General features: G+C 29.9%; 22 protein-coding genes. 14 read left to right on the top strand and 8 right to left on the bottom strand.

Annotated features, from left to right (window positions below; genetic code table 11):
* Nucleotides 1-36: 36 nt before the first annotated feature.
* Both SR63_RS04725 and SR63_RS04720 read left to right on the top strand, forming a co-directional pair.
* The gene (locus SR63_RS04725) at nucleotides 37-1,134 is read left to right on the top strand and encodes a YeiH family protein (RefSeq protein ID WP_002876863.1); all 1,098 of its coding nucleotides are present in this window, start codon (nucleotides 37-39) and stop codon (nucleotides 1,132-1,134) included.
* A gap of 89 nt (nucleotides 1,135-1,223) precedes the next feature.
* The gene (locus SR63_RS04720) at nucleotides 1,224-1,796 is read left to right on the top strand and encodes a hypothetical protein (protein ID WP_002853850.1); all 573 of its coding nucleotides are present in this window, start codon (nucleotides 1,224-1,226) and stop codon (nucleotides 1,794-1,796) included.
* Between the two features lie 15 nt (nucleotides 1,797-1,811).
* Here the strand turns inward: SR63_RS04720 and rsmG are convergent, their stop codons facing one another.
* Together rsmG and ribA are read right to left on the bottom strand one after the other, a co-directional pair.
* Nucleotides 1,812-2,378, bottom strand: coding sequence for a 16S rRNA (guanine(527)-N(7))-methyltransferase RsmG (gene rsmG / locus SR63_RS04715; protein ID WP_002877903.1), 567 nt, complete (start codon nucleotides 2,376-2,378; stop codon nucleotides 1,812-1,814).
* Entirely contained in the window at nucleotides 2,379-2,939 is a 561-nt protein-coding gene (gene ribA, locus SR63_RS04710; protein ID WP_002854114.1) for a GTP cyclohydrolase II, read from the bottom strand. It lies immediately after the preceding gene.
* Between the two features lie 57 nt (nucleotides 2,940-2,996).
* Between ribA and hemB the strand changes: the two genes are divergently transcribed.
* From hemB to SR63_RS04680, 6 genes are read left to right on the top strand one after another with little or no spacing between them, the layout of a single operon-like run.
* Entirely contained in the window at nucleotides 2,997-3,980 is a 984-nt protein-coding gene (gene hemB, locus SR63_RS04705) for a porphobilinogen synthase (RefSeq protein WP_147498384.1), read from the top strand.
* Nucleotides 3,977-4,897: an ornithine carbamoyltransferase gene (argF, locus tag SR63_RS04700; protein ID WP_002866038.1), complete on the top strand. Its 921-nt coding sequence runs from the start codon at nucleotides 3,977-3,979 to the stop codon at nucleotides 4,895-4,897. The genes hemB and argF overlap by 4 nt, the downstream gene beginning before the upstream one ends.
* Nucleotides 4,894-5,385 (top strand): DUF2603 domain-containing protein, encoded by a 492-nt coding sequence (locus tag SR63_RS04695; protein WP_002853412.1) that lies wholly within the window; start codon nucleotides 4,894-4,896, stop codon nucleotides 5,383-5,385. The genes argF and SR63_RS04695 overlap by 4 nt, the downstream gene beginning before the upstream one ends.
* Nucleotides 5,372-6,727, top strand: a complete 1,356-nt coding sequence (hemN, locus tag SR63_RS04690; protein ID WP_002866037.1) for an oxygen-independent coproporphyrinogen III oxidase — start codon at nucleotides 5,372-5,374, stop codon at nucleotides 6,725-6,727. The genes SR63_RS04695 and hemN overlap by 14 nt, the downstream gene beginning before the upstream one ends.
* Before the next feature lies 1 nt (nucleotide 6,728).
* Complete coding sequence (locus SR63_RS04685; RefSeq protein WP_002877906.1) at nucleotides 6,729-7,994, top strand: (Fe-S)-binding protein; 1,266 nt, start codon at nucleotides 6,729-6,731, stop codon at nucleotides 7,992-7,994.
* Nucleotides 7,991-8,752 carry a DUF5416 domain-containing protein gene (locus tag SR63_RS04680; protein ID WP_010891900.1) on the top strand — a complete coding sequence of 254 codons (762 nt, stop codon included), beginning with the start codon at nucleotides 7,991-7,993 and terminating at the stop codon, nucleotides 8,750-8,752. Before SR63_RS04685 ends, SR63_RS04680 begins: the two co-directional genes overlap by 4 nt.
* A gap of 2 nt (nucleotides 8,753-8,754) precedes the next feature.
* On the opposite strand, the gene SR63_RS04675 is transcribed toward SR63_RS04680, so the two are convergent.
* The gene (locus SR63_RS04675) at nucleotides 8,755-8,961 is read right to left on the bottom strand and encodes a membrane protein (protein WP_002853356.1); all 207 of its coding nucleotides are present in this window, start codon (nucleotides 8,959-8,961) and stop codon (nucleotides 8,755-8,757) included.
* A gap of 234 nt (nucleotides 8,962-9,195) precedes the next feature.
* On the opposite strand from SR63_RS04675, the gene SR63_RS04665 reads away from it, so the two are divergent.
* Both SR63_RS04665 and SR63_RS04660 read left to right on the top strand, forming a co-directional pair.
* On the top strand, nucleotides 9,196-10,416 hold the full coding sequence (locus SR63_RS04665) for a CynX/NimT family MFS transporter (RefSeq protein ID WP_002866034.1): 1,221 nt from the start codon (nucleotides 9,196-9,198) through the stop codon (nucleotides 10,414-10,416).
* 1 nt (nucleotide 10,417) lies between these two features.
* A complete protein-coding gene (locus SR63_RS04660; RefSeq protein WP_002866033.1) occupies nucleotides 10,418-11,569 on the top strand; it encodes a M20 aminoacylase family protein in 1,152 nt (383 codons plus the stop codon).
* Nucleotides 11,570-11,572: 3 nt separating this feature from the next.
* Here the strand turns inward: SR63_RS04660 and SR63_RS04655 are convergent, their stop codons facing one another.
* Both SR63_RS04655 and jlpA read right to left on the bottom strand, forming a co-directional pair.
* Nucleotides 11,573-12,313: a YaaA family protein gene (locus tag SR63_RS04655; protein WP_147498383.1), complete on the bottom strand. Its 741-nt coding sequence runs from the start codon at nucleotides 12,311-12,313 to the stop codon at nucleotides 11,573-11,575.
* 90 nt (nucleotides 12,314-12,403) lie between these two features.
* Nucleotides 12,404-13,522 (bottom strand): lipoprotein adhesin JlpA, encoded by a 1,119-nt coding sequence (gene jlpA / locus SR63_RS04650; protein WP_002866031.1) that lies wholly within the window; start codon nucleotides 13,520-13,522, stop codon nucleotides 12,404-12,406.
* 218 nt (nucleotides 13,523-13,740) lie between these two features.
* Between jlpA and SR63_RS04645 the strand changes: the two genes are divergently transcribed.
* Both SR63_RS04645 and SR63_RS04640 read left to right on the top strand, forming a co-directional pair.
* Nucleotides 13,741-14,580, top strand: a complete 840-nt coding sequence (locus SR63_RS04645) for a cysteine ABC transporter substrate-binding protein (RefSeq protein ID WP_147498382.1) — start codon at nucleotides 13,741-13,743, stop codon at nucleotides 14,578-14,580.
* A gap of 40 nt (nucleotides 14,581-14,620) precedes the next feature.
* Nucleotides 14,621-15,868: an MFS transporter gene (locus SR63_RS04640; RefSeq protein ID WP_002861719.1), complete on the top strand. Its 1,248-nt coding sequence runs from the start codon at nucleotides 14,621-14,623 to the stop codon at nucleotides 15,866-15,868.
* Here the strand turns inward: SR63_RS04640 and SR63_RS04635 are convergent.
* Nucleotides 15,851-17,119: a M20/M25/M40 family metallo-hydrolase gene (locus SR63_RS04635; protein WP_147498381.1), complete on the bottom strand. Its 1,269-nt coding sequence runs from the start codon at nucleotides 17,117-17,119 to the stop codon at nucleotides 15,851-15,853. The two genes, SR63_RS04640 and SR63_RS04635, sit on opposite strands and share 18 nt — an antisense overlap.
* A 67-nt stretch (nucleotides 17,120-17,186) precedes the next feature.
* On the opposite strand from SR63_RS04635, the gene SR63_RS04630 reads away from it, so the two are divergent.
* Both SR63_RS04630 and SR63_RS04625 read left to right on the top strand, forming a co-directional pair.
* Nucleotides 17,187-17,714 carry a thermonuclease family protein gene (locus SR63_RS04630; protein ID WP_002866029.1) on the top strand — a complete coding sequence of 176 codons (528 nt, stop codon included), beginning with the start codon at nucleotides 17,187-17,189 and terminating at the stop codon, nucleotides 17,712-17,714.
* An 8-nt stretch (nucleotides 17,715-17,722) separates the two neighbouring features.
* A complete protein-coding gene (locus SR63_RS04625) occupies nucleotides 17,723-17,896 on the top strand; it encodes a hypothetical protein (RefSeq protein WP_002866028.1) in 174 nt (57 codons plus the stop codon).
* On the opposite strand, the gene SR63_RS04620 is transcribed toward SR63_RS04625, so the two are convergent.
* Nucleotides 17,897-18,475 carry a hypothetical protein gene (locus SR63_RS04620; protein ID WP_002866027.1) on the bottom strand — a complete coding sequence of 193 codons (579 nt, stop codon included), beginning with the start codon at nucleotides 18,473-18,475 and terminating at the stop codon, nucleotides 17,897-17,899. It lies immediately after the preceding gene.
* 71 nt (nucleotides 18,476-18,546) lie between these two features.
* Nucleotides 18,547-19,437 (bottom strand): tRNA 5-methoxyuridine(34)/uridine 5-oxyacetic acid(34) synthase CmoB, encoded by an 891-nt coding sequence (cmoB, locus tag SR63_RS04615; RefSeq protein ID WP_072238651.1) that lies wholly within the window; start codon nucleotides 19,435-19,437, stop codon nucleotides 18,547-18,549.
* Nucleotides 19,438-19,639 lie beyond the last annotated feature (202 nt).

Here is a 19,639-nt window from a genome sequence, read left to right as displayed (position 1 = left end):
ATATAATAACACAAAATTTACAAAAAAGGAAAATAAATGAAAACAAGTTTTTTAGCACATAGCGTGGCTATAGTGCGATCAAATTTTAAGGGTTTGCTTTTTACTGCTTGTATAGTGATTTTTGCTATGTATCTTTCTAGTGTTCAAAGTATCAAAGATACTACCCATTTAGCAGCGACTGCCTTTGCTATCATCATAGGAGTGTTGCTTTCTCCTTGGTTTTTTAAATACCAACATCATTTTCAAGCTGGAGTGCATTTTAGCGCGAAAAAGCTTTTAAGACTCGGTATTGTTTTATATGGTTTTAATATCACTTTAACTGAGCTTTTAAGTGTAGGGTTGAAAGGGTTTTTGCTTTCTGCTATAGTGATATTTTTTGTTTTTATGATTGCTTTATTTGTAGGAATGAAAATTTTTAAACTCGATAAAGAAACTTCTATGCTTGTTGGAGCCGGAAGTGCGATTTGCGGTGCGGCAGCGGTTTTAGCACTAGAGTCAAGTTTGAAAAGTGATCCTTTTAAGGGAATTTTAGCCGTAGGTACGGTGGTGATTTTTGGACTTGTGTTTATGTTCTTATATCCCATAGCTTTTTCTTTAAATCTTTTTCCTTTTTTTGATCAAAATGCTATGGGGGTTTTTATGGGAGCTACTTTGCATGAGGTGGCAAATGTTGCAGGTGCTGCTGAAATGGCAAAAGATATGGCAGGATTTGAGCAAGGTGCTTCTAATGTTGCAGTGATTATAAAAATGATGAGAGTGATTTTGCTTGTTCCTTTTTTGCTTATAGTGACTTATTTTTTCGCTAAAAATCAGCATTCAAGCAGTGGAAAAACTGCAAAAAGTATCACTATACCTTATTTTGCTTTTGCATTTTTAGGTATGATAGTTTTAAATACTTATCTAGCAAGTAAAGAAAGTATTTTAGGTATTGCTACGAGTGATATTATTTCTTTAGGTAAAACACTTTGTACCTTATGTATCGTTTTTGCTATGGCAGCTTTAGGCTTGCAAATTGACTTTAAAAAATTTTTAAAAAGTGGCTCTAGGGTATTTGGCTTGGCTTTTGTTTTAGGGCTTGTTTTGATTTTTGGAGGATATTTTTTAACCTTAGCTTTTAAAGGTATACTTTGGTAATAAAAATTATTTTTTAGAAAATTTTATTTTATTAATCAACTAAGAATATAATTTAATTCATTAATTAAATTTATTAAAAAGGAATAAAGATGAAAAAAATTCTTGTAAGTGTTTTAAGTTCTTGCTTGTTAGCTTCGGCTTTAAGTGCTGTATCTTTTAAAGAAGATAGTTTAAAGGTTTCTTTTGAAGGATATAAAACTAAAGATATGATAGGAACAAAAGGTGAATTTAAAAATGTAGAATATAAATTTTCTAAAAATACAAAGGATTTGGCAAGTTATCTTAAAGGCGCTAAAGCTACCATAAAGCCAAGTAATGCTTTTATGGGTGAAGGCAATGATATTATAACCAATAATATCACAAAAGTATTTTTCCCTGCTTTATTGGGAGATACGGATATTAAAGTTGTTTTTCAAGATGTGATTGCGGGTGAAAATAAAGGCGTTATTTCAGCAAAAATTACTATGGATAAAAAAAGTACTATTGTGCCTTTAACTTATACCATCAAAGATAATAAATTTGAAGCTAAAGGACAACTTGATTTGCATACTTTTAAAAATGGTTCTAAAGCATTAAAAGCATTAAGCGATGTGGCTGCAGGACATGGTGGAATTTCTTGGCCTTTAGTGGATATCAGTTTTAATGCTGATTTAGCAGAATAAAAAGTAGCCTTAGGGCTACTTTAAAATACAATATTTTCTTAAATTATTTTCAAAAATTTCATAATCTTTTATATTTTCAAGTTCTTGATAAATTTCACTACCTTTCCATAAAATAAAAACCGTATTTTCATCTTTTAGATTTTTGCAAATTTCAAGCAAAGGCTTGACATCCATTAAGGCTCTTGAAGTGATGATATCGGCTTTAAAGATATTTTGGTATTCTTGAACTTTTTCTTTGTAAATATGTAAATTTGAAAGTTCGCATTCTATTTTTAGTGTCCGCAAAAAGGCAGCTTTTTTGGGATTGGGTTCGAAAAGATGAAAATTGTTTTGCAGTAAAAAAGCTAAAAATACAGCTGGAAATCCTGCGCCACTTCCTATATCGGCAATATTTTTTGCTTTAGAAAAATCATAAAAATCTAAAATTTTAATACTATCAAAGATATTTTCATCTATATTTTTTAAATGAGTAAGATTGTGAATGCGATTAAATTTAGATAATAATTCTTTATAAATTTTTACCTTTTCTTCAAAGTTTTTTAAATCGTAGTTTTGCAAAAAATCATAATCTTTAAAAATCATTTATTTAAGATGTCCCATTTGAGTTTGTTTTATGTTTAAATACTCTACATTAAAACGATTAGGTTCTATTAAAATCGGTATGCGTGTGATGATTTTTTCCTTAATGGACTCTAGTTTCTCGGGATTATTTGTGAGTAAATTAACCTTAGAAATTTCATAGTGTTTGAGTATAAATTCTACAATTTCATAAGTTCTCTCATCGGCTTTAAAGCCAAGCTGATGATTTGCTTTAATCGTATCAAAACCTTTATCTTGTAAAGCATAAGCATTAACCTTGTTAAAAAGCCCTATACCCCTTCCTTCTTGCCTAAGATAAATCACCATTCCGCCATTCTTTTCTATATATTTTAGTGAAAATTCAAGCTGTTCCCCACAATCACACTTTAAACTTCCTAAAGCATCTCCTGTTAAGCACTCTGAATGAATTCTTAGATTGAGTGTGTCTTTTGGAGTATTTTTAAATATACATAAATGTTCTTTATCATTTTCTTTGAAACTTTGTATTTGGAAATTTCCCCATTTGCTAGGCAAATTCGCAATTTCTGAAATTTTTATTTTCATTTACTACTCTCTATAATCAAATTTATGTTAAGATTTTAGCAAAAAAAGGACAAAAAAATGTTTAAAAGATTTAGAAGATTAAGGCTTAATGAAAACTTAAGAGCCATGGTAAGGGAAAATTCTTTAAGTGTAAATGATTTGATTTATCCGCTTTTTGTGGTTAATGGAACGGGGATAAAAAAAGAAATTTCTTCTATGCCTGATGTGTTTCAAATGAGTTTAGATGAAATTTTAAAAGAGTGTCAAAATGTAGTTAATTTAGGCATTAAAGCCATTATACTTTTTGGCGTTTTGGAAAATGAGAAAAAAGACAGCTGTGGAAGCGATGCTTTAGATGATAAAGGGCTTGTTGCAAGAAGTATAAGAGAGATTAAGAAAAATTTTCCAGATCTTTTTATAATCAGCGATCTTTGTTTTTGTGAATACACAGATCACGGGCATTGTGGGATTATCGATCCAAAAACAAAAAGCGTGGATAATGATGCAACTTTAGAAATTTCAGCCAAGCAAGCCTTAGTTCATGCAAGAGCAGGGGTAGATATGATAGCACCTAGTGGAATGATGGATGGTATTATCACTACTTTGCGCAAAGCTTTAGATAAGGAAGGTTTTGAAAATTTGCCTATAATGGCGTATTCTACTAAATTTGCTTCAAGTTATTATGGTCCATTTCGAGATGTAGCAGAATCAGCTCCAAGTTATGGAGATAGAAAAAGCTATCAAATGGATTTTGCTAATGGTAAAGAAGCTTTAGAAGAAAGCTTAGAAGATGAAGCGCAAGGAGCTGATATTTTGATGGTAAAACCCGCTCTTGCTTATCTTGATGTGGTTAAAGAAATATCCCTTCATTCTAACTTGCCTTTGTGTGTTTATAATGTAAGCGGAGAGTATGCTATGTTAAAGGCAGCTAAAAATGCTGGAGTGATTGATTATGAAAAAGTTTTATATGAAACTATGATAGCTTTTAAAAGAGCAGGAACAAAGCTTATCATCACTTATCATGCCAAAGAATTAGCTAAAATGTTAAAAGGAGAAAAATGAAACATTTTTTAACTTTAAGAGATTTTTCCAAGGAAGAAATTTTAAGTCTTGTAAATCACGCTAGTGAGCTTAAAAAAGAGCCTAAAAAACTTTTACAAGATAAAACTTTGGCAATGATTTTTGAGAAAAACTCTACAAGAACAAGAATGGCTTTTGAATTAGCAATAACAGAGCTTGGCGGAAAGGCTTTGTTTTTAAGCAGTAATGATTTACAACTTAGTCGTGGCGAGCCTGTAAAGGATACAGCTAGGGTGATAGGAACGATGGTTGATTTTGTAATGATGAGAGTCAATAAACACGAAACTTTACTCGAATTTGCAAGATACTCCAAAGCTCCTGTGATCAATGCTTTAAGTGAGTTTTATCACCCTACTCAGGTTTTAGGAGATTTGCTTACTATTAAAGAATGGAATAAAATGCAAAATGGTATAGCAAAAGTTGCTTTTATCGGAGATAGTAACAATATGTGCAATTCTTGGCTTATTGTGGCTGCGATTTTGGGCTTTGAATTTAGTATAGCTATACCAAAAAACTATAAAATTAGCCCTGAAATTTGGGAATTTGCTATGAAACAGGCTTTGATTTCAGGAGCTAAAATTTCCTTAAGTCATGATAAATTTGAAGCCTTAAAGGATAAAGATGTAGTCATTACCGATACTTGGGTTTCTATGGGTGAAGAGAATGAAAAAGAACGCAAGATTAAAGAATTTGAAGGATTTATGATTGATGAAAAGGCTATGAGCGTTGCCAATAAAGACGCGATATTGCTTCATTGTTTGCCTGCTTATAGGGGTTATGAAGTGAGTGAAGAAATTTTTGAAAAACATGCAGATGTGATTTTTGAAGAAGCAAGAAATCGCCTTTATGTGGTAAAAGCCTTGCTTTGCTTTTTGGATAATCAGAGAGGAAGAGAATGAAAGAGCTAGAAAAGTATAGCACTTGCTTAAAACGCATTGATGAATTTAGTCAAAATCTAGGAATAAAGAAAAAAGATAGAACGATTTTTAAAATGAAGCAAAGCGAGAATGAAAACGAAAAATGTTTAGTTCTTGAAAATGGAAGTTTTGATTCTCCTGAGCCTTGGTTTGTGATCGATGAAAACGATGAAATTCACACTTTGCTTTCTTTACAAAGTCTTAAGAATATACTTGAAAGTTTAAAACAAAGTCAAAAAGAGAATTTTGAATTGCGTTTAGAAAAGGCGATTTATCAACAAATTCCTGTAGATTTTAACGATGTTTGGACGGTTGCTATGGATGAGATCAAGCAAAAGGCACAAAATGGCACCATGGAAGTTAGTATTGATCTTGAAAAATTAATTTCTAAAATCAAACAAGAGCATCCAAATTTATTTGTAGATATGCAAGCGATGATAGAAAGGGTAAATCAAAATGAGAGATTATAAAGCTTTTGTAAAATACTCTAAAGCAGGACCACGTTATACTTCTTATCCTACAGCAGTAGAGTTTAATACAAATTTCAAATACGAAGAATATATAGAAATTTTAAAAAAGCAAGATAGATCTTTATCGCTTTATTTTCATTTACCATTTTGTAGGAGTGCCTGTTATTTTTGTGGTTGCAATGTTATTTATACAGCCAAAGAAGAGAGTAAAGAAAGGTATTTAACTTATATTTTTAAAGAGCTTGATATTTTAAATACTATTTTAGATACTAAAAGAGAAGTAGTGCAAATGCACTTTGGGGGCGGAACTCCAACTTTTTTTAGTGCTAAACAACTTCAAAATTTGATTTTAAAAATCAGATCTGTTTTTGGAAATTTTTCTAAAGATGCAGAGATTAGCTGTGAGATCGATCCGCGTTTTTTAAATGAGGAACAAGCCACAGTTTTAACGCAAAATGGCTTTAATCGTATCAGCTTTGGAGTGCAGGATTTTGATGAAAAAGTTCAAAAAGAAATTCATCGCATCCAGCCTTTTGAATTAACACAAAATGCTTTAAATCTTGTAAGAAGTAAAGGCATAAAGTCTGTAAATATGGATTTAATTTATGGTTTGCCTTATCAAAATTTACAAAGCTTTACACAAACTTTAGAAAAAGTTATGCTTTTAAACCCTGATCGTTTGGCGATTTTTAATTACGCTCATGTGCCTTGGCTTAAGAAAAATATGAGAAAATTTGATGAAAATACCTTGCCAAGTCCTGATGTTAAGCTTGAAATTTTAGAATTTTGTGAGAAATTTTTAAGCAAAAATGGCTATAAAATGATAGGAATGGATCATTTTGCAAAAGAAAATGATGAGCTTTTTAAAGCTTTAGAAAATGGAACTTTGCATAGAAATTTCCAAGGTTATACTACTAAAGGCGGTGCTGATTTAGTCGGTGTTGGGCTTACAAGTATAGGTGAAGGACAAAGACATTATGCGCAAAATTTTAAAGATATGTCAAGTTATGAAGCTGCATTAGATAGAGGAGTTTTACCTTTTGAAAGAGGCGTAGCTTTAAGCGATGATGATGAGCTTAGAAAAGCAGTGATTATGGAGTTAATGGCAAATTTTAAGCTTGATATTAAGTCAATAGAAAAAGAATTTTGCATTGATTTTCAGGAGTATTTTAAAGAGGATTTAAAAGCTTTAGAAGAATACAAAGATTTTATTAATTTTGATGAAAATTTTATCAAAGTCAATGAAACAGGTGTTTTGCTTATAAGAAATATTGCTATGTGTTTTGATGCTTATATGAAAAACATTAGTGAAGATAAAAAAGTATTCTCAAAAACGGTGTAAGATGAAATTTAGTCAAATAAGTGATGCTTGTGTTAAATGTGGCAAATGTATACCTGTTTGTACTATACATGAAGAAAATCGCGATGAAATTACTAGTCCAAGAGGGTTTTTAGATCTTTTAGCTGCTTATAAAGAGGGAAGTCTAGAACTTGATAAAGAAGCTAAGAAAGTTTTTGAATCTTGTTTTTTATGCACCAATTGTGTTGAAGTATGTCCAAGTAAATTAAGAGTAGATAATGCCATAGAAGAAGTTCGTTATGATATAGCTAAAAAATTTGGTATAGCTTGGTATAAAAAACTTATTTTTTTCTTTTTAAGAAGACGCAAAATTTTAGATTTGGTAGCTAAGCTTGGCTATGTGTTTCAAAGTTGTGCGTTTAAAATTCAAAATGAGAATGAAAATACAGGTATGAAGGCAAGATTTTCCATGCCTTTTGTTAAAAAGGGAAGATTACTTACAAGTTTTAATAAAAAAAGTTTCTTAAATTCTAATCCAAAATTTATCAATAATGATGGAGAAAAAACCATAGGTTTTTTTGTAGGTTGTTTGGCGAATTATTTTTACATAGATACGGCTAATGCAGTGCTTAAAATCGCTAAGGAATTAAAAATCAATGTGGATTTGATGAAAGAACAAGTGTGTTGTGGAGCGCCGCAATTTTTTACGGGTGATTTTAAAAGTGTTGAAGTTTTGGCTAAAAAAAATATTGAGTATTTTGAAAAAAAAATAGAAAAATTAGATGCTATTATAGTTCCTGAGGCCACTTGTTCGGCTATGTTAAAGATAGATTATGAACATTTTTTTATAATGCAAAATGATTTAGACTGGGCAAAACGCGCAAAATGTGTGTCATCTAAGATATATATGGCTAGCGAGTATTTTTATAAATTTACTTCTTTGGAAGAAATTTTAAAAACAAAAAATAAATTTAATTATAGTATTACTTATCACGATCCTTGCCATGCAAGAAAAATGCAAGGAGTTTTTAAAGAGCCAAGAGAACTTTTAAAAACAAATTATCATTTTGTAGAAATGAGTAATTCTAATACTTGTTGCGGTTTTGGCGGGGTGAGTATGCAAACGGATTATTATGATAGAGCTTTAAGTGTAGGGCTTAAAAAAGCACAAATGATCGATGAAAGTAAGGCTAGTGTGGTAAGCGCCGAGTGTTCAGCTTGCAGAATGCAAATTTCAAATGCATTAGAACAAAATTCAAGCAAGGTTGTTTTTGTTAGTCCTTTAGAACTTATAGCAAAAGCTTTGTGATGATGAAGATAGTATTTAAAGGCAAAAGTTCTGAATACGAAATTCAAAGATCGTGCTTTTGTGTTGATGCTTTTGTGATTAAAGATAAGATTGAAGAACGAGATGGCGTTGATTTTATCACTTCAAATGTAGATCTTTTGGAATTTAGTGATGACAGTTTTACTTTTGAAGAAATTGTAAAACATTTTAATATTTGTGATACTGAAGATATGATTATCGTTGAAGATTTTGACATGAAATCAAACAAAGATAATCAAAACCAAGAAGATGATATAGAACACAACATCTTAAAATCCGAAAAAATAATACATGAAAACACAAAACAAACAAGTATGCAATTTAAAAATTTAAAATTTTTTTCAAGAATTTTTAAAAATGAAAATTTTCTTTCTGATTTTAAAGAAAGTAAGCAAGAAGTTGTTACTATCAAAAAACATGAAAAACTTGAAATTTTTAAAAATTTATCTCAAGAAGATCAAGAAATTAGCTTTGTTAAAATTGAAATTTTAAATTATGATAGTAATGAAGATAGTTTAAGTTTTAATCTTGATATATTTCCAAGCGGTATGAGCTATAAGTACGGAATTTTAAAAGGCTCTATGCATATTATTTTACAAGGTAAAACTTCTAGTACGATGCTTTTTCCGTTTTTAAAAAGTATGATTTATAAAAATAAAAGCGAAAATTCAAGTGAAAAAATTTTTACTTTAATGATAAATCAGAAAAAACACTATAAGCTTATCGCAAATCTTTCTTAGTTTTATTTTATTATATTTTCTATATTAGAGCGATTTTTTTCAATTAAAGAGCGATTTTTTTGAGTTGTTTCTTTAAGATCGGCTATATCTTCTTTCATATTTTGTATGTTTTGGTTGAGTAATTTTATCTTTTTTTCATAGCGAGTAACGATGATAAAGACTACAAATAAAAATATAATAATCAAAAAAATAAATGCTAAAAATTCCATATTTTTCCTTTTTAAAACTAGATTTTGAAATATATCATTTAAATACTTCAAAAAACTTTTACGGGTTTTTTTATTTTGTATTTTAGTTTTTTTATCTTTAAACTTATATATAAATTTTCAAAAAGTAACAAAAAAATATATAAAAAAATAATTAAATTAAAAAAATAATTAAAGATAATAAATATCTTATTTTTTTATGTTATATTTTAATAAATATCTAAAAAGGATTTTAATATGGAAAAATCACTTTTATTTCATTTTAGACGCATTGGAGTTGAATTTATAATTTTTAGTGTTTATGCTGTTTTTAGTATCTCTTGGGCAGCAACAGGGTCTTTAATGCCTTTGATTTCAAATGATCTTGCCCTAAATACTCAGCAAGCTACTTTAATCACTAGCATGATAGTAGTTGCGAAAATTTTTGGTGCTTCATTTACTGCTTTTTTGGTTTATAAATTCGGATTAAAAAAGGGATATTTTTTAGGCTGTATTTTAATGAGTTCGGGTATCTTTTTAAGTTTTGTAGATAGTTATAGTGGTATTTTGGTTATAAGATTTTTAACAGGGCTTGGTTCAGCTTGTGCTTTAGTTTGCTTAGTGCCTATTGCACAGCAATGGTTTGAAAAAAAAGCTTTGCATTTTGTAATTAGTTTTAATATAACTTCAAATTTAGTAGGCATTACTCTAGGACTTATTTTAGCTGAAAGTATCTCAAATTATTTTGGAAATTGGAGAGATTCTTTATCATTTTATGCTTGGATTAATTTGATTTTATTGATTTTGTGGCTTTTTGTAGGTAAAGATGAGAATAAAAAAGAAGAAAAAAAGAATAATGCAAAAGATCTTATTTATGCTCTAAAATCTCGTGTTACTTGGGGTATGATTATTTTTTACATAGGGCCTATTTTATTTTTAAATTCTCTTTTTACTTTTTTACCAACTTTTTATGCACAATATGCAGGTTTTAGTAAAGAATTAGCTGATTTTGCTAAAAAAGAAATTCCAGCCTTGGCTAATTTTGCTATTATTTTTGGTCCTTATCTTGGATTATTTTTTAAAAGAAAAAATATTTCTTTTAAAATAATGCTATTGTCTGGAGGAGCGTGTATTTTTATATGCGGATTTTGTATGTTGTTTTTACAAAATTTAGTATTGATACAGATTTTTGCTGTGTTATCAGGCATTTTTTATTCTATGTGGTTTCCATTTTTCTTTAATCTACCTTCAGAATTAAAAAATTCCAACCCAAATCAAACTGCTTATATTATGAGTGCTTTTTGGAGTATTACCTTTGTTATACTATCATTTAACCTATGGGTAGTATCTTGGAGTGTTGATAAAACCCATAGTTTTACTTTGGGTTTTGTTTATATTTTTGCTTTGATTTTTATTTCAGCGATCTTAGCACAATTTGTTTTACCTAGAAGAGAAAATTTTATACAAGGAGAAAAATAGAATGAATTTAATTCCAGAAATACTAGACTTACAAGGCGAATTTGAAAAAATTCGTCATCAAATTCATGAAAATCCTGAGCTTGGTTTTGATGAATTATGTACTGCAAAATTAGTGGTGCAAAAATTAAAAGAATTTGGTTATGAGGTTTATGAAGAAATAGGAAAAACAGGTGTTGTGGGGGTTTTAAAAAAGGGAAATAGCGATAAAAAAATAGGACTTCGTGCAGATATGGATGCTTTGCCTTTACAAGAATGCACAAATTTGCCTTATAAAAGCAAAAAAGAAAATGTAATGCATGCTTGCGGTCATGATGGACATACTACTTCTTTATTGCTTGCTGCAAAGTATTTAGCAAGTCAGAATTTTAATGGCACTCTAAATCTTTATTTTCAACCTGCTGAAGAGGGTTTGGGTGGTGCTAAGGCAATGATAGAAGATGGATTGTTTGAAAAATTTGATAGTGATTATGTTTTTGGATGGCACAATATGCCTTTTGGTAGCGATAAGAAATTTTATCTTAAAAAAGGTGCGATGATGGCTTCTTCGGATAGTTATAGCATTGAAGTTATTGGAAGGGGTGGTCATGGAAGTGCTCCAGAAAAGGCAAAAGATCCTATTTATGCTGCTTCTTTGCTTGTTGTGGCTTTACAAAGCATAGTATCTCGCAATGTTGATCCCCAAAATTCAGCAGTTGTAAGCATAGGAGCTTTTAATGCAGGACATGCTTTTAATATCATTCCAGATATTGCAACGATTAAAATGAGTGTTAGAGCATTAGATAATGAAACTAGAAAGCTAACTGAAGAAAAAATTTATAAAATTTGTAAAGGTATTGCACAGGCTAATGATATAGAGATTAAAATCAATAAAAATGTTGTTGCACCAGTGACTATGAATAACGATGAAGCTGTGGATTTTGCTAGTGAGGTTGCAAAAGAATTATTTGGCGAAAAAAATTGTGAATTTAATCATCGTCCTTTAATGGCAAGTGAGGATTTTGGATTTTTTTGCGAAATGAAAAAATGTGCCTATGCTTTTTTAGAAAATGAAAACGACATTTATTTACATAATTCTAGTTATGTTTTTAATGATAAGCTTTTAGCTAGGGCTGCAAGTTATTATGCGAAGCTAGCTTTAAAATACTTAAAATAAAAACTAATCTAGAATTTCAAGCACAATTTCTTCCTTTAAAACTTTGATTTGAATTTCTTTGAGTTTTAGGTTTGAAGGAAGGTTTGCTAAAAGCTCTTTATTGTTTTTTACTTGGTTTTTTGCACTTATGGAGAGTAAAATTCCTCTATAAGCTTTAGCAAAATGACTGATGACTTTACCATTTTTTACAAATTTATAAGTATAAAATTTCTTTTTTGGAGTATAAAATTTATCATAAAATCCTGCTCTAAGGTCAAGTATTTCCTCATTTTCTAAGTATTCATCTAAGGCTTTACTAAAATGTTCTTTATAAAATTTCTCTATGGCAAAATTTCCTATTTTAGCCCCTTGCTTGAATTTATAAAAGGGTAGGGTATCATTAGCTCTTACAACGCCAAAAAGATTAGAAAATATAAGAGTATTTTCTAAAATATAAGCTTGGCTTTTTTTATCTAAGGCTTTAAAATTAAGATATTCATAACTTACCCCAGTATAAAGCAATATAGCTTCTTGGGTGGGAGCTTGTTTTAAGTCGTGTTTAAATTTATCAATTTCATTTTCGTTTTTAATGCCAAAAAGTTCTTGTAAATTCTGTAAACTTGCATTTTTGATAAATTCTTCATAATGCTTTAAAGCTTCCATTCTATAAGGAAATAATTCTTTAAATATAAATGAGTTTTCATTGATAGGATTTTTTACGCAATTTTCATTTTTGCTTTCACTAGGGGAGAATAAAATTTTCATTTTAGCCTTTTTTGTTAATGTTATGAAACATTAAGAGCAAAGAATTTAATCTTGCTTTTAATGTTTTTGAAGTTTTTATCATTTTAAAATTTAAAATGACGCTCCGCCCATTAACATGGAAAACATGATAAATGGGAGTATAATTTTTAACGCTTCTGTGGCGTCTTGATTGTTGATGCTTAGTTTTTCTATGCTGTCGATTCCTTGTGTGCTATAGTCACTAACAGGGATGTTTTTAAATTTTAAATCAAGGTTGAGTTTATAATCATCATTTTGAGTGATATTGTTTAAAATAGCTAAAGCTTTATCAAAGATTAATGCTTGTTCTTCATTTTGACTTTGAGCTTTTAAGGTTTGTAGATTTTCCTTAGCAGTTGCTATATAGCTACTAAATACGCCTTCAGTTTTAAGAGTTGAATCAATTTTAAAATTATTTAAGATGATGTATTTTTGGATTGTATTGCTAAAATCTGAAGCTTGTTCGTAGTTTGCCATATTAAGAAGTTCATTGATAGCTTGTTCATCCATAGCTAAAGTTTGAGTGTTAAATTTTATACCCTTAGAATCAAGGTAATTAAGTAAATCTTCTTTTAGATTTATATTTAGATTTGTATTGAAATTTAATTTTGCGTTATAAAATTTTATATCAAGATTATCTAGATAATTGTTTTCTTGTTTGTTGATAGAGTTATCAAATGATAAAGTATAAGAATCCGAGCTTAATTTATTGATAAAAGAGCTGATTTTTGGATCTTGTTGAAATAAGCTTGCATTGATGTCGCTAACAACTTTTTCTCCAAGTTTAAAATTTTCAAAAACCAAATTTGATTGTATGCTTTTTTGGTTTTTAAAAAGATCGTTGTAATATTCTTTAATGCTAATTGATGCATTTGCTTCGCCTTTGTAAATTTCATTTGAGCGAATTTTGATATTTTTTGCTTGAAATAGCTCTTGATACTCATCTTTATTATCTTTTGCAAGAGTTTTGAAATTTGAACTTAAACACGCTATAAAATCACCATCTGCATTGCATTTAAAATCTGAGAATTCAATCTTTATTCCAGAGTCCTGAGAAAGGCTTGCAATTTCTTGTTTAACTGTTTGATTTAGTTGATTTTCATATTTTTTAACTGTTTTTTCATCTATGGAATTTCCGCAAGCTGAAAACAAAACAGCTATTCCAATAGAGAGAAAAATACCTTTTTTCATAGTTTTCTCCTTAAAAATTTTAAAAAAAAGATTATATCTTTTTTTACTTAAAATTTAAACAATGCTAAAAGAGGGTGTGAGATTAATTACATTTTTACACATAGGAAAATCTTTTTAGTTTGTTTCAAATGCATTATTTATAATTTTAAGTATAATTAACTTTGCAATTATTATATATTTTGCAATAGCTTTAAGCTTATTTTAAAGAAAGGAAATGTATGAAAAAAATACTTCTAAGTGTTTTAACGGCCTTTGTTGTAGTAGTATTGGCTGCTTGTGGAGGAAATTCTGACTCTAAAACTTTAAATTCTCTTGATAAGATCAAGCAAAATGGAGTTATTAGGATTGGGGTATTTGGCGATAAACCACCTTTTGGTTATGTGGATGAAAAAGGAAACAATCAAGGCTATGATATAGCTTTAGCTAAACGCATAGCAAAAGAACTTTTTGGCGATGAAAATAAGGTGCAATTTGTTCTTGTTGAAGCTGCAAATAGGGTTGAGTTTTTAAAATCAAATAAAGTAGATATTATTTTGGCTAATTTTACTCAAACTCCGCAAAGAGCCGAGCAGGTTGATTTTTGCTTGCCTTATATGAAGGTAGCTTTAGGCATAGCTGTACCAAAGGATAGTAATATAACTAGCGTAGAAGATTTAAAAGATAAAACCTTGCTTTTAAACAAAGGCACAACAGCAGATGCGTATTTTACGCAAAATTATCCTGATATTAAAACTTTAAAATACGATCAAAATACCGAAACTTTTGCCGCTTTGATGGATAAAAGAGGCGATGCTTTAAGTCATGATAATACCTTGCTTTTTGCTTGGGTGAAAGATCATCCTGATTTTAAAATGGCTATCAAAGAGTTAGGCAACAAAGATGTTATCGCACCAGCAGTTAAAAAAGGCGATAAAGAACTTAAAGAATTTATCGATAATTTGATCATTAAACTAGGCCAAGAGCAGTTTTTTCACAAGGCTTATGATGAAACTTTAAAAGCTCATTTTGGAGATGATGTTAAGGCTGATGATGTAGTGATTGAAGGTGGAAAAATTTAACAAAGGGCTTTTTGCCCTTTATATTGATTTAGGATAAAATATGCAAAAAAAATACAAAAATATTATTTATGCTTCTTTGGGTGGAATTTTGGAATTTTATGATTTTGTGCTTTTTGCCTTTTTTTTGGATATTTTTGCTAAGGTATTCTTTCCGCAAAATGATGCTTTTTGGATGCAGATAAATGCTTATATAGCCTTTGGTGCTGCTTATTTAGCGCGTCCTTTTGGTTCTATTGTGATGGCACATTTTGCTGATAGATATGGAAGAAAGAATATTTTTTATATTTCTATGCTTTTGATGGTTTTGCCTAGTTTTGCTTTAGCTTTTTTGCCAAGTTATGAAAGTATAGGTATATTTGCTACTTTGATTTTATTTACTATTCGTATTTTGCAAGGTTTAGCCGTTGGAACTGAGGTGAGCGGAGCTTGGATTTATGTGAGCGAATTTGTCAAAGGGCGTCAAATTCCTTTAGCTCTTGGTTTTATTTCAGCGACTTTAACCATAGGTTTATTGCTAGGAAATATTGCCACTTTAGGCATAAGATCTTATTTTACCCCAGAAGAAGTTCAAAGCTATGCTTGGAGAATTCCTTTTATCATAGGAGGATTTTTTGGAATTTTAGCTTTGTTTTTAAGAAATAAACTCAGCGAAACTCCAGAATTTGTAAAAGTTCAAAATGAAAAGAAAATTTTAAGTTTTCCATTGTTTGAAGCTTTAAAAACTCATAAAATGAGCATGCTTGTTTGTTTTTTAATGACCATGGTTTTAACAAGCGGTGTGGCAACTTTGATGATTTTGCCTAAGTATTTTGAAAGTCTTTTAGCTATGAGTAAAACTTCTGCTTTATGGGTACAAAATTTTGCTATTTTAGCGGTGATTTTTGGAGCTTTATTTCAAGGTTTTTTAGCAAGCAAATGGGGAAGCTATAGGATTTGTTCTATTTTTAGTATAGCTTTTATTATCTTTGGTATGCTTTTTAGTTTTTATGATGAGAAATTTTTATTTTATTTTTTACTGGCTTGTTTTACACAAGGTATTATCACTTTCGCACCTGTTTTTATGACACAAATTTTTAAAAGCGAACTTAAATTTAGTGGGCTTAGTTTTGCTTATAATATTTCTTATGCGATTTTAGGTTTTTTAACCCCTTTTGTAGTTAATGCTTTTTATAAAGAGTATTTAGGTATTTATCTTGCTATAGTGGGATCTTGCTCCTTATTTTGCGTGTTTTTGTTAAAACGCGTTTTTGCAAGAAGCAAGATTAAAGAATTAAGCATTGTCTTTTAAAACTTCAAAAACAACCTTAGATATTTTTTCAACTGAAGCGATTTCGCAATGCTCATCAGTTGAATGAGGATTATGGATATTTGGACCTATAGAAGCGCATAAAAGCTCTTGTTTTTTCTCTATAATGCCACACTCAAGCCCTGCATGGATAGCTGAAACTTTGGCATTAGGCGATATTTTTTTAAGCGCTTTAAAAACCATGTCGCTAAGTGCGTTTGGTTTGCCTTCCCAAGGTGGATAGAAATTAAAACTTCTTACTTTAAAATCAAAAGCCTTGAAAAATTCTAAAGTTTCAAATTCTACTTGCTTAAGTCCATCAAGTATATTAGATCTTGCAAAAAGTGCGAATTTGATTTGTTTATCTTGCATTCTTAAAGTAGCTAGGTTAATGCTTGTTTGAACTATACCTAGATTTTCATCATAAGCTCTAACTCCATGAGTAAAAGAATTTATAAGGCTTAAAAGTTTGTTACTTTGATCGCAAATTTCAAATTCACCTTCTTCTTTAAAATCGCATTTTATCCAGTTATTGCTCTTTACTTCATTTTTAAAATGCACTAAAGCTTTGGCGTGTTTAGGTATAGAATTGATTCTTTCTCCACCTTCAAAAGAAATGATTTCTCCTTTATTTTCTTGTATGAATTTAGCCATTTCTTTGATGGAGCTTTTTTCGTTGCGTACGATATTTATGCCTGAGTGTCCACCTTTAAAATTTTGCGCGTAAAGCTCATAAATTTTACCCTTTTTTCTAAGGGTATTAAAAGGCAAGCTAGCTTCTATATCTACTCCACCTGCACAGCCTATCATGATCTCATCATCGCTTTCATGATCTAAATTTAAAAGCATTTTAGATTCTAAAGTGTGCTCGAGTGAATTCACTCCCATGGGTCCTACTTCTTCATCGTTTGTAAAAAGACACTCTAAATTTTTAAATTCAGCCATAGCACTCATCATGATGGCTATACCTATACCATTATCCGCGCCAAGACTTGAATTTTTGGCTCTTAAAAAGCCATTTTCTTCATAAACTTCTAAGTTTGGTGCATCGCCCATACAGACCATATCATAATGGCTTTGTAAGCAAATTTTTGGTTTGCCTTTTATGGCACGGATATTTCCTGCTTTATCTACACTCACTTTAAAGCCTTTATCTTTAGCATAAGAGCTTAAAAATTCTTTCATTTGTTCTGTTTCATAACTGCAATGAGGAATTTTACATAATTGTTTAAAATTTTCTATAACATTTTGCATTTTATCTCCTTTGTTTTGATAAAATTATGGCATATTTTTTAAAATTTAAAGGCAAAATGATTAAAAAATGAGAATAAATTATAAAAAATTATTTAATTTAAGAAAATTACTAAGTGATCCAAAAAAACTTTTTTCTGTATTAATTTTTACTCTTGTAGTTGTTTTTATCCAGAATTATATTGCCCAAAATTCTAGTTTTGAAGGAAAAGTAGTTAGAATTATTGATGGAGATACTATAGAAGTTAATCATGAAAACAAACTCACTAGAATAAGATTTTTTGGTATAGATGCACCAGAACTTAAACAAAGTTTTGGAAAGCAATCAAAAGAAGCTTTAAGTAGAATTTTAAGCGGTAAACAAGTTGAAATTATTTATAAAAATAAAGATACTTATGGTAGAATTGTTGCTATTGTAAAGCTTAATAATGTTGATATTAATCGATTTTTAGTAAGCAAAGGCTATGCTTGGGCTGATACTTACTATAGTAACGCTTATATTAAAGAACAAGAAAATGCTAAGAAAAATCATTTAGGTCTTTGGAAAGAGGGTAATCCTATAGAGCCCTATAAATGGAGAAAACACAATAAATTCTAAGGAAAAACATGAAAAAATATACTTTAATGATACTATTAGTTTTAGGAATTTCTGGATGTTTTGTAAATGAAAGAGGAATTTCAAATCGTTTTTATGATGATTGTAAAGAATATTATGATGGAAGTGGAACTTATCATAAGGTTTGCCCAAAGAATTGGGTGGATATTAAAATGACTCCTTGATTATTTTCCACCCACAGAGGCCATTAATGCAGCTGCTACGGCTTCTGGATTGTTGATTTTGGCACCTTGTTCTTGATTTTCTGTAGGTTTAACAGTATTAAGTGGCGGACGCTTGAGTTTAAATATATGCTCATCAGTGCTAACAACTTGTATCGTTCCTTCAAACATTTTAATTTCTTTAACATGCCCGACCACTTTTACATCTCTTTTTTTGGAGGTTTCGTCAAAAAGTGCATGAGCTTCAAGTTCTAAAACATCGCCTAATTTAAGCGGAGCATAAAAAAAACATTTTGATCCAATAATCACTGAAAATTCTTTATTGATAGAGGCTTGTGCTACATAGTTTGCCGCAGCGAAAATAAAGGCATCAAAAATCAATCCTTGATCATCTGCTACCATTTCGCTTGTGGTTATTAAAATTGATTTGGCATAGTTTTTATCAATTTCTATAATGGTTCCAGTAAGCGAAGTGTTTAATTCAGGACAAGTGAGTAATTCTGCTCTAACACGAGATATATCTTCTGCAGATGCGTATTCTTCAAGTTGTGCATATTCTTCAAAATTATCTTTTTTTGCCATATCTAACCTTTAAATTCTACTTATCTACTTCAAAATATCTAAAGCCTAGATCGACAAAAAGCAAAAAGAATTTATATCCCAATACGCACATAAACTCTTTTGGGTGCTTCATAGCCTTCAATGGTAAGATTTTTATCCTTTGGATCTAAGAAATTTTCCAGCGAAAAAGAGTCTATCCATTCTGTTTTTCTTTGTTCGTTTTCATCGGTTTTTTTTGTAGCCAAAACTTCAAATTCTTTAAATCCTGCTCTTTCACACCAGTTTTTTAATGCACTAATGCTTGGTACAAAATAAATATTTGGAATTTTAGAATAAGTTTTATTAGGCACAAGAGCGATTTCTCTCTCATCTTCTATATACATGGTATCTAAAAAAACAACTCCATTTTTATTAAGTCCTGCTTTTAAATCTTTTAGCATTTTTATAGGATCACTTCTATGATAAATCACCCCAAGACAGAAAATCACATCAAATTTCAAGCCATATCTTGGAAGATCTTCTACGCCTAAAAGTTCATATTCTATAGGAGTTTTAGCTAAAGCGTTAATGAGTTCAAATTGCAAACGGTATTTGATAGAAGGATCAAAACCTATGAGTTTTGCAGGATTAAATTCAAGCATTTTAAACATATAATAACCATTATTACAGCCTATATCAGCAACGCATTTTTGAGAAATTTCGTTCATAAAAGGCTTTAAAATATTAAATTTAATAAAACTTTGCCATTCTGTATCGATGAAAAGATCGTCTATTTTAAAAGGACCTTTTCTCCATGGTTTAAGTTCTTTTGTTATAGCTAGGATTTCATCTTTGGCTTGAGAATTTGTAGATAAATTTACACTATCATCTAAAGAAAAATTACAAGCAAGATTGAGAGCTTTAAGTTCTTGAATTTTAGTGTATAAAGGGTGATTTAGAAATTGTTTTTCGAGTAAATTTTCTTGCATTTTTATCCTTGACATTTGCTTTTAATGCTAAATTATAACATTAAAAGCTTTTAGAATTAGCAAGTATAAGCTAAGATTATTTTTAAAATCAAAACCCTTCCGAATAAACCTTATAAAATTCTAAAGCTTCTCTACATTTTTTACATTTGAATTTCTTACCTTGTAATTTGATTTTTTCATGAATTCCAAAAGGCACATCATGGATAGCACCTGAGCA

The sequence above is a fragment of the Campylobacter sp. 2014D-0259 genome (genome assembly GCF_008000505.1).
Classification (GTDB): Bacteria; Campylobacterota; Campylobacteria; order Campylobacterales; family Campylobacteraceae; genus Campylobacter_D; species Campylobacter_D jejuni.
The sequence above is the reverse complement of the archived record's forward strand: the minus strand, read 5'-3'. Positions and strand labels throughout refer to the sequence as shown.

Bases quoted from the DNA above. Each gene is read 5' to 3' on its own strand.
- SR63_RS04725 (WP_002876863.1), top strand. From the start codon at position 37: ATGAAAACAAGTTTTTTAGCACATAGCGTGGCTATAGTGCGATCAAAT.
- SR63_RS04720 (WP_002853850.1), top strand. From the start codon at position 1,224: ATGAAAAAAATTCTTGTAAGTGTTTTAAGTTCTTGCTTGTTAGCTTCG.
- rsmG (WP_002877903.1), bottom strand. From the start codon at position 2,378: ATGATTTTTAAAGATTATGATTTTTTGCAAAACTACGATTTAAAAAAC.
- ribA (WP_002854114.1), bottom strand. From the start codon at position 2,939: ATGAAAATAAAAATTTCAGAAATTGCGAATTTGCCTAGCAAATGGGGA.
- hemB (WP_147498384.1), top strand. From the start codon at position 2,997: ATGTTTAAAAGATTTAGAAGATTAAGGCTTAATGAAAACTTAAGAGCC.
- argF (WP_002866038.1), top strand. From the start codon at position 3,977: ATGAAACATTTTTTAACTTTAAGAGATTTTTCCAAGGAAGAAATTTTA.
- SR63_RS04695 (WP_002853412.1), top strand. From the start codon at position 4,894: ATGAAAGAGCTAGAAAAGTATAGCACTTGCTTAAAACGCATTGATGAA.
- hemN (WP_002866037.1), top strand. From the start codon at position 5,372: ATGAGAGATTATAAAGCTTTTGTAAAATACTCTAAAGCAGGACCACGT.
- SR63_RS04685 (WP_002877906.1), top strand. From the start codon at position 6,729: ATGAAATTTAGTCAAATAAGTGATGCTTGTGTTAAATGTGGCAAATGT.
- SR63_RS04675 (WP_002853356.1), bottom strand. From the start codon at position 8,961: ATGGAATTTTTAGCATTTATTTTTTTGATTATTATATTTTTATTTGTA.
- SR63_RS04665 (WP_002866034.1), top strand. From the start codon at position 9,196: ATGGAAAAATCACTTTTATTTCATTTTAGACGCATTGGAGTTGAATTT.
- SR63_RS04660 (WP_002866033.1), top strand. From the start codon at position 10,418: ATGAATTTAATTCCAGAAATACTAGACTTACAAGGCGAATTTGAAAAA.
- SR63_RS04655 (WP_147498383.1), bottom strand. From the start codon at position 12,313: ATGAAAATTTTATTCTCCCCTAGTGAAAGCAAAAATGAAAATTGCGTA.
- jlpA (WP_002866031.1), bottom strand. From the start codon at position 13,522: ATGAAAAAAGGTATTTTTCTCTCTATTGGAATAGCTGTTTTGTTTTCA.
- SR63_RS04645 (WP_147498382.1), top strand. From the start codon at position 13,741: ATGAAAAAAATACTTCTAAGTGTTTTAACGGCCTTTGTTGTAGTAGTA.
- SR63_RS04640 (WP_002861719.1), top strand. From the start codon at position 14,621: ATGCAAAAAAAATACAAAAATATTATTTATGCTTCTTTGGGTGGAATT.
- SR63_RS04635 (WP_147498381.1), bottom strand. From the start codon at position 17,119: ATGCAAAATGTTATAGAAAATTTTAAACAATTATGTAAAATTCCTCAT.
- SR63_RS04630 (WP_002866029.1), top strand. From the start codon at position 17,187: ATGAGAATAAATTATAAAAAATTATTTAATTTAAGAAAATTACTAAGT.
- SR63_RS04625 (WP_002866028.1), top strand. From the start codon at position 17,723: ATGAAAAAATATACTTTAATGATACTATTAGTTTTAGGAATTTCTGGA.
- SR63_RS04620 (WP_002866027.1), bottom strand. From the start codon at position 18,475: ATGGCAAAAAAAGATAATTTTGAAGAATATGCACAACTTGAAGAATAC.
- cmoB (WP_072238651.1), bottom strand. From the start codon at position 19,437: ATGTCAAGGATAAAAATGCAAGAAAATTTACTCGAAAAACAATTTCTA.